Genomic DNA, 14017 nt, shown 5'->3' on the forward strand with positions numbered 1-14017 from the left:
ACAAAAACAGCTTTAAGACCTTTATTAGGAATATATACTCATCCTGATTTTGAAGAATCATTTATAGGTTTTAAACGCTGTGCCATCAGCAAGCCTAATCCTAAAATAATAGCGATAAATACACTTAGTCCTAACCATCCGGAATTTTCCCAGACCAGTCCACTCGAACTTCCAAGTAAGCTTGAACCCAGGTAGTAACAGAACAAATAAAGGGACGAACCTACCGCACGATACTGTAAGGATTGCACCGATACCCAGCTACTGGCAGTTGAATGAGCCGCAAAAAAGGAAAAGGTAAAAATCAGCAAACCAATAAAGACTAAAGCCAAGTTATTAATCAACATTAAGGCTAAGCCAAACAGCATGGTACAAAGCATGGCGGCAAGTACCCTATAACGTCCAAACTTCCTGCTCCAAGCTGCGGCTCGTGGCGAGCTATAAATTCCGGCCAGATAAGTAATCGAAATCACGCCAATCCAGACATGAGATAACTCAAATGGCGCTTGGATCAAGCGATAACTCAGATAATTAAATACCGAGACAAAGCAGCCCATCAAGATAAAACCTTGCAGGAATAAAACCCGAAGTTTTGGATCAGAGAGATTCTGTCTAAATGAGTTTTTAAAACGATTCAACTTAATTGGATAGGCTTTAAAATGTCGCGAAGCAGGCAAAAGATAGAAAAATAATCCAGCGATACAAAGATTTAAAATACCGATAATCAAAGTGGCAGATTGCCAGGAGATAAAATCGACTAGCACCCCGGCAATTAAACGTCCGCCCATACCGCCTATCGCTGTGCCAGAAATATATAAGCCCATGGCAAAACCGATATCTTTTTCTGCAATTTCTTCCCCGATATAAGTCATCGCGACTGCTGCGACACCACTGACTGTCAATCCAATCATTACTCGTGTGGTCAGAAACACGGACCAGATCGGCAATATTGCACTTAATAGTAATAATACTGAGACTGAAAATAGAGACCAGACCATAATCGGCTTACGGCCAAAACGGTCTGAAATCAGACCAGTAAAGATCAAGCCAATAGCCAAGGCAATGGTAGAGAATGAAAGTGGAAAACTGCTTTGTGTTGGAGAGATATGAAAATAGTCTGCCAGAATCGGCATCATGGGCTGGACACAATACAGCGATGAGAAAATCGCAAAACCCGCCAGAAATAAGGAGAATAAAATAGCTTTAAAAGCAGATGAACCATATGCGATATGGCTTGAAGATGAATTTGAGGACATATCCGCTCCATGAACCTGCTCAGTATACTCTTCTCAATTCGCCTTTTATGTGATGATTCAGTTTAAATAACCATCGAATAATTAATTTTCTTAAATTCCAGGCATAAAAAAAGCCCCCTGCATGAGCAGAGGGCTTTTGGAATAATGAGCTGGCGATGACTTACTCTCACATGGGAGACCCCACACTACCATCAGCGCTAAGAGGTTTCACTTCTGAGTTCGGGAAGGGATCAGGTGGTTCACTCTTGCTATGGTCGCCAGCACAACTGGTATGCTTACTCGCTATGGTCTTATCTACGTTGCTTGCGCTTCGTTTGCCTAGCTTTCTTCAAATAGAATGCATTAACAGATGTATCTGAGTTCTTGCGAGTAGAACTAAGCAGTGCTTAATTATACTCTCATTTGTTCGATTAGCTTAACTAAATCAAGTTTTCGTCTGATCGTTAGATCAATATGAAATCAATTGATGCTTTATATACAACTGCTTGGGTGTTGTATAGTCAAGCCTCACGAGCAATTAGTATTGGTCAGCTTCATGCATCACTGCACTTCCACATCCAACCTATCAACGTCGTAGTCTTCAACGGCTCTTTAGGAGACATAAAGTCTCGGGGAAATCTTATCTTGAGGTAGGCTTCCCGCTTAGATGCTTTCAGCGGTTATCCCTTCCGAACATAGCTACCCGGCGATGCGACTGGCGTCACAACCGGTACACCAGAGGTTCGTCCACTCTGGTCCTCTCGTACTAGGAGCAGATCCTCTCAAATTTCCAGCGCCCACGGTAGATAGGGACCGAACTGTCTCACGACGTTCTAAACCCAGCTCGCGTACCTCTTTAAATGGCGAACAGCCATACCCTTGGGACCTGCTTCAGCCCCAGGATGAGATGAGCCGACATCGAGGTGCCAAACACCGCCGTCGATATGAACTCTTGGGCGGTATCAGCCTGTTATCCCCAGAGTACCTTTTATCCGTTGAGCGATGGCCCTTCCATACAGAACCACCGGATCACTAAGACCTACTTTCGTACCTGCTCGACTTGTGGGTCTCGCAGTTAAGCGCGCTTTTGCCTTTATACTCTACGCGTGATTTCCGACCACGCTGAGCGCACCTTCGTACTCCTCCGTTACTCTTTAGGAGGAGACCGCCCCAGTCAAACTACCCACCAGACATGGTCCTCGCTCCCGATCAGGGAGCAGAGTTAGAACCTCAATATTACCAGGGTGGTATTTCAAGGACGGCTCCATGGCAACTAGCGTCACCACTTCAAAGCCTCCCACCTATCCTACACAAGTAAGATCAAAGTTCAATGTCAAGCTGCAGTAAAGGTTCACGGGGTCTTTCCGTCTAGCCGCGGGTACACCGCATCTTCACGGCGAATTCGATTTCACTGAGCCTCTGCTGGAGACAGCGCCGCCATCATTATGCCATTCGTGCAGGTCGGAACTTACCCGACAAGGAATTTCGCTACCTTAGGACCGTTATAGTTACGGCCGCCGTTTACTGGGGCTTCGATCAAGAGCTTCGCTTACGCTAACCCCATCAATTAACCTTCCAGCACCGGGCAGGCATCACACCCTATACGTCCACTTTCGTGTTTGCAGAGTGCTATGTTTTTAATAAACAGTTGCAGCGGCCTGGTTTCTGAGGCTGCCAACAGCTCAAGGAGCAAGTCCTATCACCGCCGGCAGCGTACCTTCTCCCGAAGTTACGGTACCATTTTGCCTAGTTCCTTCAGCAGAGTTCTCTCAAGCGCTTTGGTCTACTCGACCTGACCACCTGTGTCGGTTTCGGGTACGATTCCAGTGTAACTGAAGCTTAGAGACTTTTCCTGGAAGTATGGTATCAGCCACTTCACCAGTAAACTGGCTTGCTATCAACTCTCAGCATAGAGTACCCCGGATTTGCCTAAGATACATGCCTACAGTCTTCCACCTGGACAACCAACGCCAGGCTGACTTAACCTTCTCCGTCCTCTCATCGCATTACACTGAAGTATTGGAATATTAACCAATTTCCCATCGACTACGCCTCTCGGCCTCGCCTTAGGGGTCGACTCACCCAGCCCCGATTAACGTTGGACTGGAACCCTTGGTCTTTCAGCGAACGGGTTTTTCACCCGTTTTGTCGTTACTCACGTCAGCATTCGCACTTCTGATACCTCCAGCATGCTTCTCAACACACCTTCATCGGCTTACAGAACGCTCCCCTACCACTTGCAATAAATTGCAAATCCGCAGCTTCGGTACATAGTTTTAGCCCCGTTACATCTTCCGCGCAGGCCGACTCGACTAGTGAGCTATTACGCTTTCTTTAAAGGGTGGCTGCTTCTAAGCCAACCTCCTAGCTGTCTATGCCTTCCCACATCGTTTCCCACTTAACTATGATTTAGGGACCTTAGCTGGCGGTCTGGATTGTTTTCCTCTTGACTACGGACGTTAGCACCCGCAGTCTGTCTCCCGGATAGTACTCATTGGTATTCGGAGTTTGCATCGGTTTGGTAAGTCGGGATGACCCCCTAGCCGAAACAGTGCTCTACCCCCAATGGTATTCGTCCGAGGCGCTACCTAAATAGCTTTCGGGGAGAACCAGCTATCACCGAGTTTGATTAGCCTTTCACCCCTATCCACAAGTCATCCCCTGGCTTTTCAACGACAGTGGGTTCGGTCCTCCAGTTAGTGTTACCCAACCTTCAACCTGCTCATGGATAGATCACCCGGTTTCGGGTCTATACCCAGCAACTAAACGCCCTATTAAGACTCGATTTCTCTACGGCTCCCCTATTCGGTTAACCTCGCTACTGAATATAAGTCGCTGACCCATTATACAAAAGGTACGCAGTCACCACACAAAGTGGCTCCCACTGCTTGTATGCATGCGGTTTCAGGATCTATTTCACTCCCCTCACAGGGGTTCTTTTCGCCTTTCCCTCACGGTACTGGTTCACTATCGGTCAGTCAGGAGTATTTAGCCTTAGAGGATGGTCCCCCTATATTCAGACAAGGTTTCACGTGCCTCGCCCTACTCGACATCATCATATCAGCCCTTTCGTGTACAGGACTATCACCCACTATGGTTGCACTTCCCAGAGCATTCCACTAAAACTGATATGACTTAATGGGCTGTTCCCCTTTCGCTCGCCGCTACTGAGGGAATCTCAATTGATTTCTTTTCCTACGGATACTGAGATGTTTCACTTCTCCGCGTTCGCCTCATAAACCTATGTATTCAGTTTATGATACCGACCTTATAGCCGGTGGGTTTCCCCATTCAGACATCTCCGGATCACAGGATATTTGCCGCCTCCCCGGAGCTTTTCGCAGGCTATCACGTCTTTCTTCGCCTCTGACTGCCAAGGCATCCACCACATGCACTTAATTACTTGACTATACAACCCCAAACAGTCGTTCATCCCTACAAGTAGGATGAGCAACAGATTATGATGATTACTCATCACTCTCATACAGTTGGCGTTTCGTAGATTTAACTACTGTACAGCTTCAATTAGATTCATATACCAAAACGCTTGATTCAGTTAATTTCGCTAGTTCTCATTCAATCACTTCAACAATCAATCTTGCGATCTCTTGTTTCCGCTCTTTCATGAGTATGAACAAATTATTTCAACTCAAATATATTCTGTTAATGATTTAATGCATCCTCGTCGGATTGCATTACTGTGATAAATCACAGAGCTTAATAACAATGCCGCGCATTATACGCCGCTTTCTTACTAAGCTCTATAAGCTATCAAACCGTTTGCTTATTACGTATTCGAACGAATACGTGGTGGAGACTAGGAGAGTCGAACTCCTGACCTCCTGCGTGCAAAGCAGGCGCTCTACCAACTAAGCTAAGTCCCCAGCTTATCAATAAGTCAATGTTTCTGTTTTTCTGTTTTCTGGCAGATGGTGGGTCTGACAAGACTTGAACTTGTGACCCCACGCTTATCAAGCGTGTGCTCTAACCAACTGAGCTACAGACCCTCAGATACATCGTCATGAAGAACAACTTGTTGTGGATTCTTACCAATCGTCAATCTTTCGTTAAGGAGGTGATCCAGCCGCAGGTTCCCCTACGGCTACCTTGTTACGACTTCACCCCAGTCATCGGCCACACCGTGGTAAGCGTCCTCCCTAAGGTTAGACTACCTACTTCTGGTGCAACAAACTCCCATGGTGTGACGGGCGGTGTGTACAAGGCCCGGGAACGTATTCACCGCGGCATTCTGATCCGCGATTACTAGCGATTCCGACTTCACGCAGTCGAGTTGCAGACTGCGATCCGGACTACGATCGGCTTTTTGAGATTAGCATCTGCTCGCGCAGTAGCAACCCTTTGTACCGACCATTGTAGCACGTGTGTAGCCCTGGCCGTAAGGGCCATGATGACTTGACGTCGTCCCCGCCTTCCTCCAGTTTGTCACTGGCAGTATCCTTAAAGTTCCCACCCGAAGTGCTGGCAAATAAGGAAAAGGGTTGCGCTCGTTGCGGGACTTAACCCAACATCTCACGACACGAGCTGACGACAGCCATGCAGCACCTGTATCAGAGTTCCCGAAGGCACCAATCCATCTCTGGAAAGTTCTCTGTATGTCAAGGCCAGGTAAGGTTCTTCGCGTTGCATCGAATTAAACCACATGCTCCACCGCTTGTGCGGGCCCCCGTCAATTCATTTGAGTTTTAGTCTTGCGACCGTACTCCCCAGGCGGTCTACTTATCGCGTTAGCTGCGCCACTAAAGCCTCAAGGGCCCCAACGGCTAGTAGACATCGTTTACGGCATGGACTACCAGGGTATCTAATCCTGTTTGCTCCCCATGCTTTCGCACCTCAGTGTCAGTATTAGGCCAGATGGCTGCCTTCGCCATCGGTATTCCTCCAGATCTCTACGCATTTCACCGCTACACCTGGAATTCTACCATCCTCTCCCATACTCTAGCTAACCAGTATCGAATGCAATTCCCAAGTTAAGCTCGGGGATTTCACATTTGACTTAATTAGCCACCTACGCGCGCTTTACGCCCAGTAAATCCGATTAACGCTTGCACCCTCTGTATTACCGCGGCTGCTGGCACAGAGTTAGCCGGTGCTTATTCTGCGAGTAACGTCCACTTATCCCGGGTATTAACCAGGTAAGCCTCCTCCTCGCTTAAAGTGCTTTACAACCAAAAGGCCTTCTTCACACACGCGGCATGGCTGGATCAGAGTTGCCTCCATTGTCCAATATTCCCCACTGCTGCCTCCCGTAGGAGTCTGGGCCGTGTCTCAGTCCCAGTGTGGCGGATCATCCTCTCAGACCCGCTACAGATCGTCGCCTTGGTAGGCCTTTACCCCACCAACTAGCTAATCCGACTTAGGCTCATCTATTAGCGCAAGGTCCGAAGATCCCCTGCTTTCTCCCGTAGGACGTATGCGGTATTAGCGTCCCTTTCGGAACGTTGTCCCCCACTAATAGGCAGATTCCTAAGCATTACTCACCCGTCCGCCGCTAGGAATCAGGTGCAAGCACCCTATCCCCGCTCGACTTGCATGTGTTAAGCCTGCCGCCAGCGTTCAATCTGAGCCATGATCAAACTCTTCAGTTAAAATCATTTCGAACTTTATAAGTAAAGTTCTTAAACTTGGCTCATCAATTTTCTGACAAATATTTCTCAAATAAACTTCGAGTAATTTCTACCATTCAATCAATGAAAATAATTTCGATCAATCAACCAGTAAAAATCCACACAAGTTGTTCTTCATAATCTCTTAATGATCTTCTTGCTACTTCGTCAGTAGCAAGCTAGGTCGGCTATATTACTCTCTATCTCTAGAAAGTCAACCAGTAATGAAAATTATTTTCAAACTTTCTTTCTAAAACCTAACTCAACCATTTCATGCTAAGTTACTGTTTTATCAGAAGTTTTAATCTTCATCACCGCCGATGGATGTGCATTCTACAGCATTTCAGAGGGCTTGCAACACCTTTTTCAAAACTCTTGAATCAGGTGTTTATTTTCTAATCCAACAAATTCATAAATTATTGTTTTATTTATGAAAACTATTTTAAGAAAAATGTTCATTATTTTATTTAGAAATATATATTTATCATAAACCATTGAATTTAATTATTTTAATCTCCTTAAAAACAAGAAAAGCAGAGCCTAAGCCCTGCTTTTCGTATTCACTTTAGTCAAATCAGAATTTCATACTGACGCGTGCCCAGTAGTTTCGGCCGATATTATTAAATTGCTCATCTGAAGCAAAACCAAAACCTGAATTCCCCATTTTATTCAAATGTTCTGTATAAGTCTGGTCGAAGACATTATCGACACCGACTGAAAGATCCACACTCTCATTCACATGATAGGTGCCATTTAAAGACAATGTGCCAAAACCAGCACTCTGTTTATGGTCATAACCAACAATATTGCCTTCATGTTCACTAATACGGTTTTGGCCATCCACCAAACGCCAGTAAGCCCCTAAGGTATAATTCTCCTGGATATAACGCAGATTCACCCGGGCTTCTAAAGGTGCAATTTGCGGCAATGGCGTATGATCTGTCGTGTTTTTACCCCAAGCATACATAGCACTAATATCAGCCTGAATAGCATCGGTAAACTGGTAGCCAATTCCGGCTTCTGCACCAGCAATCGCCGCATCAACATTTCTTGAATCTGCACCATTCATTTTTACCGACTGCATTCCTTCCATGCCACTACCCATATGATGGTCATGACCTGAATTTGCAGTTTCAGGATAAGTCATCAGAATAAAATCCTGAACAATACCAGCATAAGCCGATACCCATGAATTGAAGGCACCATGATGATGTTGATAGCCCAGATCAAGCTGTAAGGTTTTTTCAGTATCTAACTGTTTAAATGTATTTGCAGTTACACCCTGATAATCGGTTTTAAATAATTCCCAATAATCCGGCACACGCTCGACGTATCCCAGACCAATATAGGTTTTACCGCCATCATGCTCTGGATGAGTATTTTCAAAACGGATAAAGGCGCTCGGCAAGATTTCCTGACGGCTTTGACCAGTTTTTAAGGCATCAATATCAACCTGATCGACCCGTACACCACCAACCAGTTTATGGTTATCACTGAGTTCATGGCTCAACTCACCAAAAGCTCCATAAGACTGGAATTTCATATCTGGCGTGAGCGGCATGTTCATATTGGTTGAAGTCATTCCCCCAGCATGCGTATTGCGCTGAAAATCCACACCCGCGATCAACTGGGTTTTATCCCATTCACTTGTTATCGCCATACGGGAATTTAAAGTACGGCGTGTGACCTGCATAGCGGATGGATTGGCTTTCATGCTATGGGTTGCCATGTCATGGATCATCGGTACAGGCCGCAGACTAAAGTTATCCATGATGTGATCGTTATAGTTATAGTTGATCTGTGCCTCTACTTTCTGAATGACATCTGTCAGATTTCTCTTTTCAACACGTAAGCCGAGGCTTTCACGGGCAAACTGAGATCCATCCATATCACGGCCAGCATAAACCGCCTCACCATCCGCTTTACCACCGGTCAGCTCGACCCAGGTATCTTCATCCGGCATCCAGCCCAGTGCCAGATCTGCATTCCATCGCTCCCAATCTGAAGGTACAGTTTGGCTATCACCATCTTTATAACTGTTTGATACCGAACGGTTGGTGTTCAGGCGGATATACTTCTTTTCATCACCAGCAGCAGCTTCAATGTTCTGGTCCAGACGACCAAAAGATCCCATCAGTACACTGGCCTGACCGCGATAGTGTTGATCTTCTCCAAATTGTTCAGGTGTACGCTCAAAAATGACGGTTGCTGCCGAACCGGTATTGGCATATTGAACTGTTTGCGGGCCTTTAATCACCGAAATACGGTCATAACTTTCTGGAGAAATATACGAAGTGGGCGAATCCATCCGGCTTGGACAGGCACCGAGGTTTTCAGTGCCATCAGTCAGGATTTTAATACGTGAACCGAACATGCCACGAAAGGTCACATCGCCATTGGTGCCAGCTCCGCTATTGACTGAACTAAAACCTACAATACTTTGCAGATAGTCTGCACCATCAGTTGCCGGCACTGGCTGAATCGGCTGTTTCGGATCAGCACGGACAATCAGACCATTGGCATCATTACCGGCAGTTGAAGTCACCACAATTGGTGCCATGGTGTGTACAGGCATACTTTCATTGGCCATAACCACTGATGAATAACAGGCAACACACATCGCAGCCGCAAGGGGCTGTAACGAGAATTTAGGCTGAGCCATTTTCTATCTCACTGAATACATAAATTAAACACGGCCCAAGTCATTCAAGACCCAGGCAAAACAACGTGGATTTATGCAAACAGTGGCGGTGCCCGTCCCTGCGGGATTAAAAAGAGTCGCTGAAGGATAAACCAGACATGCTTAAAGGCTTGTTCAAAAGCCAATAGTCTGACCTGAATTCGATCCAGGACTTCTTTCACTTCAAGCTCAGGCGGCAAAACCAGGTTGCCATAGACAGTACAGTACTGACACTGATGACTGGCATCGTGTTCATGCGCCATGGAGTCCGAGGAAATAGGATGCTGATCAAGATGATGAGCAGGATGTTCAGAATGAACATGAGAGGAAACTAAAAGGGCACGCGTGATGGTTTCACAGACCGGAGCAACCTGATATTGCTTCGGCAGCAAAGGCTGTAAGAATACAGCAATCTGTAGAAATACCGCTACAAAGGAAAGTAGCAGACCTCCCCGCAGAACCATAGGCAAACCCTTAAATTTATCTAGGCTGAGTATAACAAAGCCCAATCAAAATTGGGCTTGTTGAATCATAAAAATTGCTTGGGAAAATAATTTTAGCGTTTAACTGCAACTTTTTCCTTATTGCGCTGGCGAACCAGTTTTTCTACTTTTTCACGGGCACGCTGACGTTTTAATGGCGACAGATAATCCACAAAAAGTTTACCATTTAAGTGATCCATTTCATGTTGGATGCACACAGCGAGAAGTCCATCAGCCTCTTGTTCAAAGGGTTGACCATCCAGACCAATTGCCTCAATTTTTACGCGTGACGGACGCTCAACTTTATCGTATATTTGAGGAACTGATAGACAGCCCTCTTCATAAGGCTGTGTTTCTTCAGTCAATGGTGTGATTTTGGGGTTAATGAACACCATGGGTTGATCTTTATTTTCAGACAGGTCCATCACAATCAGCTGAATATGACGATCGACTTGGGTCGCGGCGAGTCCGATGCCTGGCGCTTCATACATGGTTTCAAACATATCTGCAGCGAGCTGACGAATTTCATCAGTAACTTCTTCGACTGGTTGTGCAATGGTACGAAGACGGGGATCCGGGAAACTTAAAATAGGTAATAAGGCCATACTGCGTCCTCAATTATGCCATTGATCAAAAAACCAAATGAAGGGAATGCTTCATCAAAAAAATGTGTGTAAGATCGTTATTATAACGCAATTACGCACATAATTTTAGGAATTATGATAATGAAAAAGGTTTTGAAGGGCATGCCATTTTTTAGTGCCTTGGGGTTAAAAAATCAAATGCTCGCACTGGCAGTTTGTGTCGGAGTGAGTATGGGGACAATGTATTCAGCCGAGGCAGCTCCTGCCCGCAACGTCAATCCACCCGCTTTAAAAGCCAGTGCGCCTAATGTCTACGTGGTCAAAAAAGGCGATACATTGTGGGATATTTCAAAACGTTTCTTAAAAAATCCGGTGCGTTGGCCAGAAATCTGGGCCAGTAACAAGCACGTGAAAAATCCACATTGGATTTTCCCGGGTGACCGCCTGTTGATGTGTGACTATCAAGGTCGTCCAATCATTGGTAAAGACGAAGGTGATGGCTGTGAAGGCATCATCAGTCGTTATATTGGCAGTACTTCGCTACAGCCACAGGTTCGCGTTGAATCTTTAAATAATACGATTCCAGTGATTCCATTAGCGCACATCCAGCAATGGCTGGAACGCTATACCATAGTGGCAGCGGATTCAGTTCAGGGTACGCCTTACATTCTCGGCACTGCAGACCAGCGCGTACTGGCAGGTAAAGGTCAGAAAGTTTATGCCCGCGGTAATGGTCTGGTGGTTGGCCAGCGTTATGCGGTATATCGTGAAGCAGACCCTTATGTCTTTACCGATGCCAATGGCAAGAAATACACGGCTGCTCTAGAGTTGCAACAGGTTGCTTCCGGAATTGCAGTACGTGGCGAAGGTGATGTCACCACGCTGGAATTAACAGATAGCTATAATGCCGAAGTGCGTCGCGGTGACCGTGTATTGCCTGAATACGATCCGATGTTGCCTACCCTGTTCTATCCAGTGAATGCAGAAAATACGGTTGCTGGTGGTCAGATTGTGCGTGTACTGGGTTCAATTGGTACTGCTGCGCGTCATAGCGTCGTGACGATTGACCGTGGTACGGCACATGGGGTTCAGACTGGTCATGTCTTCAGCGTAAACCAGAAAGGTGAAGTCGTGACTGATCCGAAAACCAAGGAACGCGTACAGCTTCCAGGTGAGCGCATTGGCAATGTGATGGTCTTTAAAACTTTTGATCAGCTCAGCTATGCTTATGTGCTGGAAAGTGAGTTACCTATCAAGGTGGGTGCCAATATTCAAGCGCCATTGTTAGATGAATAATAGATTGATCTAACTTTACAACTTAAAGAATAAGAAGACACAGATATAGGTCTCGATATGCTGAACTCGTTATCACGCGTGCAACTGGAAACACTGACGTTATGGTATCTGGTTCAGCATTCTCTTTCGAGCTTCTATAAAATCAGTCAGCATTATTCAAGTCTGACCACAGCCATACAGCCTGATCAGGTGCCTACCTGGCAGGCGCTTGGCATTCATGCCAATCATGTCCAACGCTTAAAAGACTTCTCGCTTCCAGAATCACAGCAGAAATTTCAGCGCTGTCTGGAAAAAATTCAACGAGATAGTGATTTCATCCTGCTCTATCATGATCTGCACTATCCGCAGCAACTCAGCCACTATGTAGACAAACCACCAATTATTTTTGGTCAAGGTCAGCCGGATACATTGCTTCAGGCTCAAATTGCGGTTGTAGGAAGTCGCAAGCCGAGTCCTCACGGCCGGCAAGTAGCTTATGATTTCTCCTTTTATTTGAGTGAACAGGGTTTCTATATTAATAGTGGATTAGCACAAGGCATAGATGAAGCTGCTCATCGGGCAGGATTAAAACATCAGGGAACCATTGCGGTGATGGGAACCGGACTGGATCAAACCTACCCTTCTCAACATGCACAATTGCGCCAGGAAATCATTGCACATGGTGGTGCGGTCATTACCGAGTTTCTGCCAGAGACTCCACCGTTGCAGCATCACTTTCCACGGCGTAACCGGATTGTCAGTGGCTTAAGTCTCGGGGTCATTGTGGCTGAAGCGACCTTAAAAAGCGGCTCTCTAATTACGGCCAAACTGGCTGCCGAACAAGGCAAAACCGTATTTGCTATTCCGGGGCATATTTATAGCGAATATCATAAGGGCTGCCATCAGCTGATTCGTGAAGGCGCGATTCTGATTGATCACCCACAACAGGTGATTGAAGAACTGGCTCTGGCGACCCAATGGCAAGCCTTACAAAATGAAGTACAACATGACATGGCGGATGAACTTCCTGCACACATACCGCCCCATCTGCTCAGACTTTATAACCAGTTAGACTGGGTCGGACAGGATCTGGATCATCTCAGTCATCATCTGCAACAGGATGTTTCTTCTCTCACCGGTCAATTGATGGAACTGGAGCTACTTGGCTTTTGCACCCAGCAAGCCGGCATGTATCTACGTTGTCGTCCGCATAAATAAGGTTCACAATAGACACTTCTTGTTTTGATAAGGTATACACATGATCACCACCTCTGTTGCCGAAGCAGCTGAATGTCTCAAAGCTGGACAGGTCTTGGCATACCCTACAGAGGCTGTTTGGGGTTTAGGTTGCGACCCCTATAATGAACAGGCATTTCACCAGATTTTAACCTTAAAACAGCGCCCGATTGAAAAAGGCGTGATTTTACTCGCAGCTCATATTTCACAAGTGGAACATTTACTTCAGGATCTAAGTGAAGAAATGCGTGAAAAAGTAATTGAGTCCTGGAGTAATGATCGACCTACAGACCGGGCGACCACCTGGCTACTCCCTGCCAATGACGATATTCCAGGCTGGATTAAAGGCAAACACCCTAAAGTGGCAGTGCGCGTGACCACTCATCCTCTTTGTGTAGCCTTGTGTCAGGCTTTTGGCGGTTTTATTGTTTCAACCAGTGCCAATCCTGCCGGCTTAGAACCTGCACGTTCCCTGCAAGATGCCATGCGTTATTTTGGTCAGGATCTGAATTATCTGAATGGTGATCTGGGACTGAGCCAGAAACCAAGCCGGATTATTGATGCCGTAACAGGTGAAATTATTCGTGACTGAGCCTTTGCTCAGTCATTTTTCTTTTCAAGTCGACTAAAGTTTTAAGACAAAAAAAAGCTCAACCATATAGGGATGGTTGAGCATAAAAAAGGATGTGTATCAATCACATCCAGAGGGTATCGAAATCTCTGGGCATTTCAGCAACAGTTGCTGATCTGCGATGGCGCGTATTATGGGCGAACAGTTTAAAAAAAACAAATATATTTTAGCTCTTAAAAAGCAGCTTAAACCTATGATTAATCAATCATTATTTTAAAAAAATTCAAATTATCTTGCTCTTTTTAAAGTGCTTTTTAAAAAACCTAAAACCTC

Annotated in this window: 7 protein-coding genes, 2 tRNA genes and 3 rRNA genes; 3 read left to right on the forward strand and 9 right to left on the reverse strand. The window is 45.8% G+C overall.

Going from position 1 to position 14017, the window contains the following annotated elements:
• Nucleotides 1-38 precede the first annotated feature (38 nt).
• From O4M77_RS13600 to def, 9 genes are all read right to left on the reverse strand, one after another.
• Nucleotides 39-1253, reverse strand: a complete 1215-nt coding sequence (locus O4M77_RS13600; RefSeq protein WP_323713579.1) for an MFS transporter — start codon at nt 1251-1253, stop codon at nt 39-41.
• 147 nt (nt 1254-1400) lie between these two features.
• Nucleotides 1401-1515 (reverse strand): 5S ribosomal RNA (rrf, locus tag O4M77_RS13605).
• A 234-nt stretch (nt 1516-1749) separates the two neighbouring features.
• Nucleotides 1750-4641: ribosomal RNA gene (locus O4M77_RS13610) — 23S ribosomal RNA — on the reverse strand.
• Between the two features lie 399 nt (nt 4642-5040).
• Nucleotides 5041-5116: transfer RNA gene (locus O4M77_RS13615), tRNA-Ala, on the reverse strand.
• A 46-nt stretch (nt 5117-5162) separates the two neighbouring features.
• Nucleotides 5163-5239, reverse strand: a tRNA-Ile gene (locus O4M77_RS13620).
• Between the two features lie 61 nt (nt 5240-5300).
• A 16S ribosomal RNA gene (locus O4M77_RS13625) occupies nt 5301-6838 on the reverse strand.
• Together the 16S, 23S and 5S rRNA genes with 2 tRNA genes alongside form the textbook arrangement of a ribosomal RNA operon.
• 592 nt (nt 6839-7430) lie before the next feature.
• Entirely contained in the window at nt 7431-9518 is a 2088-nt protein-coding gene (locus O4M77_RS13630) for a TonB-dependent copper receptor (protein ID WP_323713580.1), read from the reverse strand.
• A gap of 71 nt (nt 9519-9589) precedes the next feature.
• Nucleotides 9590-10000 (reverse strand): DUF2946 family protein, encoded by a 411-nt coding sequence (locus O4M77_RS13635; protein WP_005233427.1) that lies wholly within the window; start codon nt 9998-10000, stop codon nt 9590-9592.
• A gap of 92 nt (nt 10001-10092) precedes the next feature.
• A complete protein-coding gene (def, locus tag O4M77_RS13640) occupies nt 10093-10623 on the reverse strand; it encodes a peptide deformylase (protein WP_004780730.1) in 531 nt (176 codons plus the stop codon).
• Nucleotides 10624-10743: 120 nt separating this feature from the next.
• On the opposite strand from def, the gene O4M77_RS13645 reads away from it, so the two are divergent.
• From O4M77_RS13645 to O4M77_RS13655, 3 genes are read left to right on the forward strand one after another with little or no spacing between them, the layout of a single operon-like run.
• Nucleotides 10744-11898, forward strand: coding sequence for a LysM peptidoglycan-binding domain-containing protein (locus O4M77_RS13645; protein ID WP_104426934.1), 1155 nt, complete (start codon nt 10744-10746; stop codon nt 11896-11898).
• A gap of 57 nt (nt 11899-11955) precedes the next feature.
• Nucleotides 11956-13095: a DNA-processing protein DprA gene (gene dprA / locus O4M77_RS13650; protein ID WP_323713581.1), complete on the forward strand. Its 1140-nt coding sequence runs from the start codon at nt 11956-11958 to the stop codon at nt 13093-13095.
• Nucleotides 13096-13135: 40 nt separating this feature from the next.
• Nucleotides 13136-13705 carry an L-threonylcarbamoyladenylate synthase gene (locus O4M77_RS13655; protein WP_034171542.1) on the forward strand — a complete coding sequence of 190 codons (570 nt, stop codon included), beginning with the start codon at nt 13136-13138 and terminating at the stop codon, nt 13703-13705.
• Nucleotides 13706-14017: the final 312 nt, after the last annotated feature.

Source organism: Acinetobacter sp. YWS30-1, from assembly GCF_033558715.1.
In the GTDB taxonomy this organism is placed as follows: domain Bacteria; phylum Pseudomonadota; class Gammaproteobacteria; order Pseudomonadales; family Moraxellaceae; genus Acinetobacter.

Bases quoted from the DNA above. Each gene is read 5' to 3' on its own strand.
- O4M77_RS13600 (WP_323713579.1), bottom strand. From the start codon at position 1,253: ATGTCCTCAAATTCATCTTCAAGCCATATCGCATATGGTTCATCTGCT.
- O4M77_RS13630 (WP_323713580.1), bottom strand. From the start codon at position 9,518: ATGGCTCAGCCTAAATTCTCGTTACAGCCCCTTGCGGCTGCGATGTGT.
- O4M77_RS13635 (WP_005233427.1), bottom strand. From the start codon at position 10,000: ATGGTTCTGCGGGGAGGTCTGCTACTTTCCTTTGTAGCGGTATTTCTA.
- def (WP_004780730.1), bottom strand. From the start codon at position 10,623: ATGGCCTTATTACCTATTTTAAGTTTCCCGGATCCCCGTCTTCGTACC.
- O4M77_RS13645 (WP_104426934.1), top strand. From the start codon at position 10,744: ATGAAAAAGGTTTTGAAGGGCATGCCATTTTTTAGTGCCTTGGGGTTA.
- dprA (WP_323713581.1), top strand. From the start codon at position 11,956: ATGCTGAACTCGTTATCACGCGTGCAACTGGAAACACTGACGTTATGG.
- O4M77_RS13655 (WP_034171542.1), top strand. From the start codon at position 13,136: ATGATCACCACCTCTGTTGCCGAAGCAGCTGAATGTCTCAAAGCTGGA.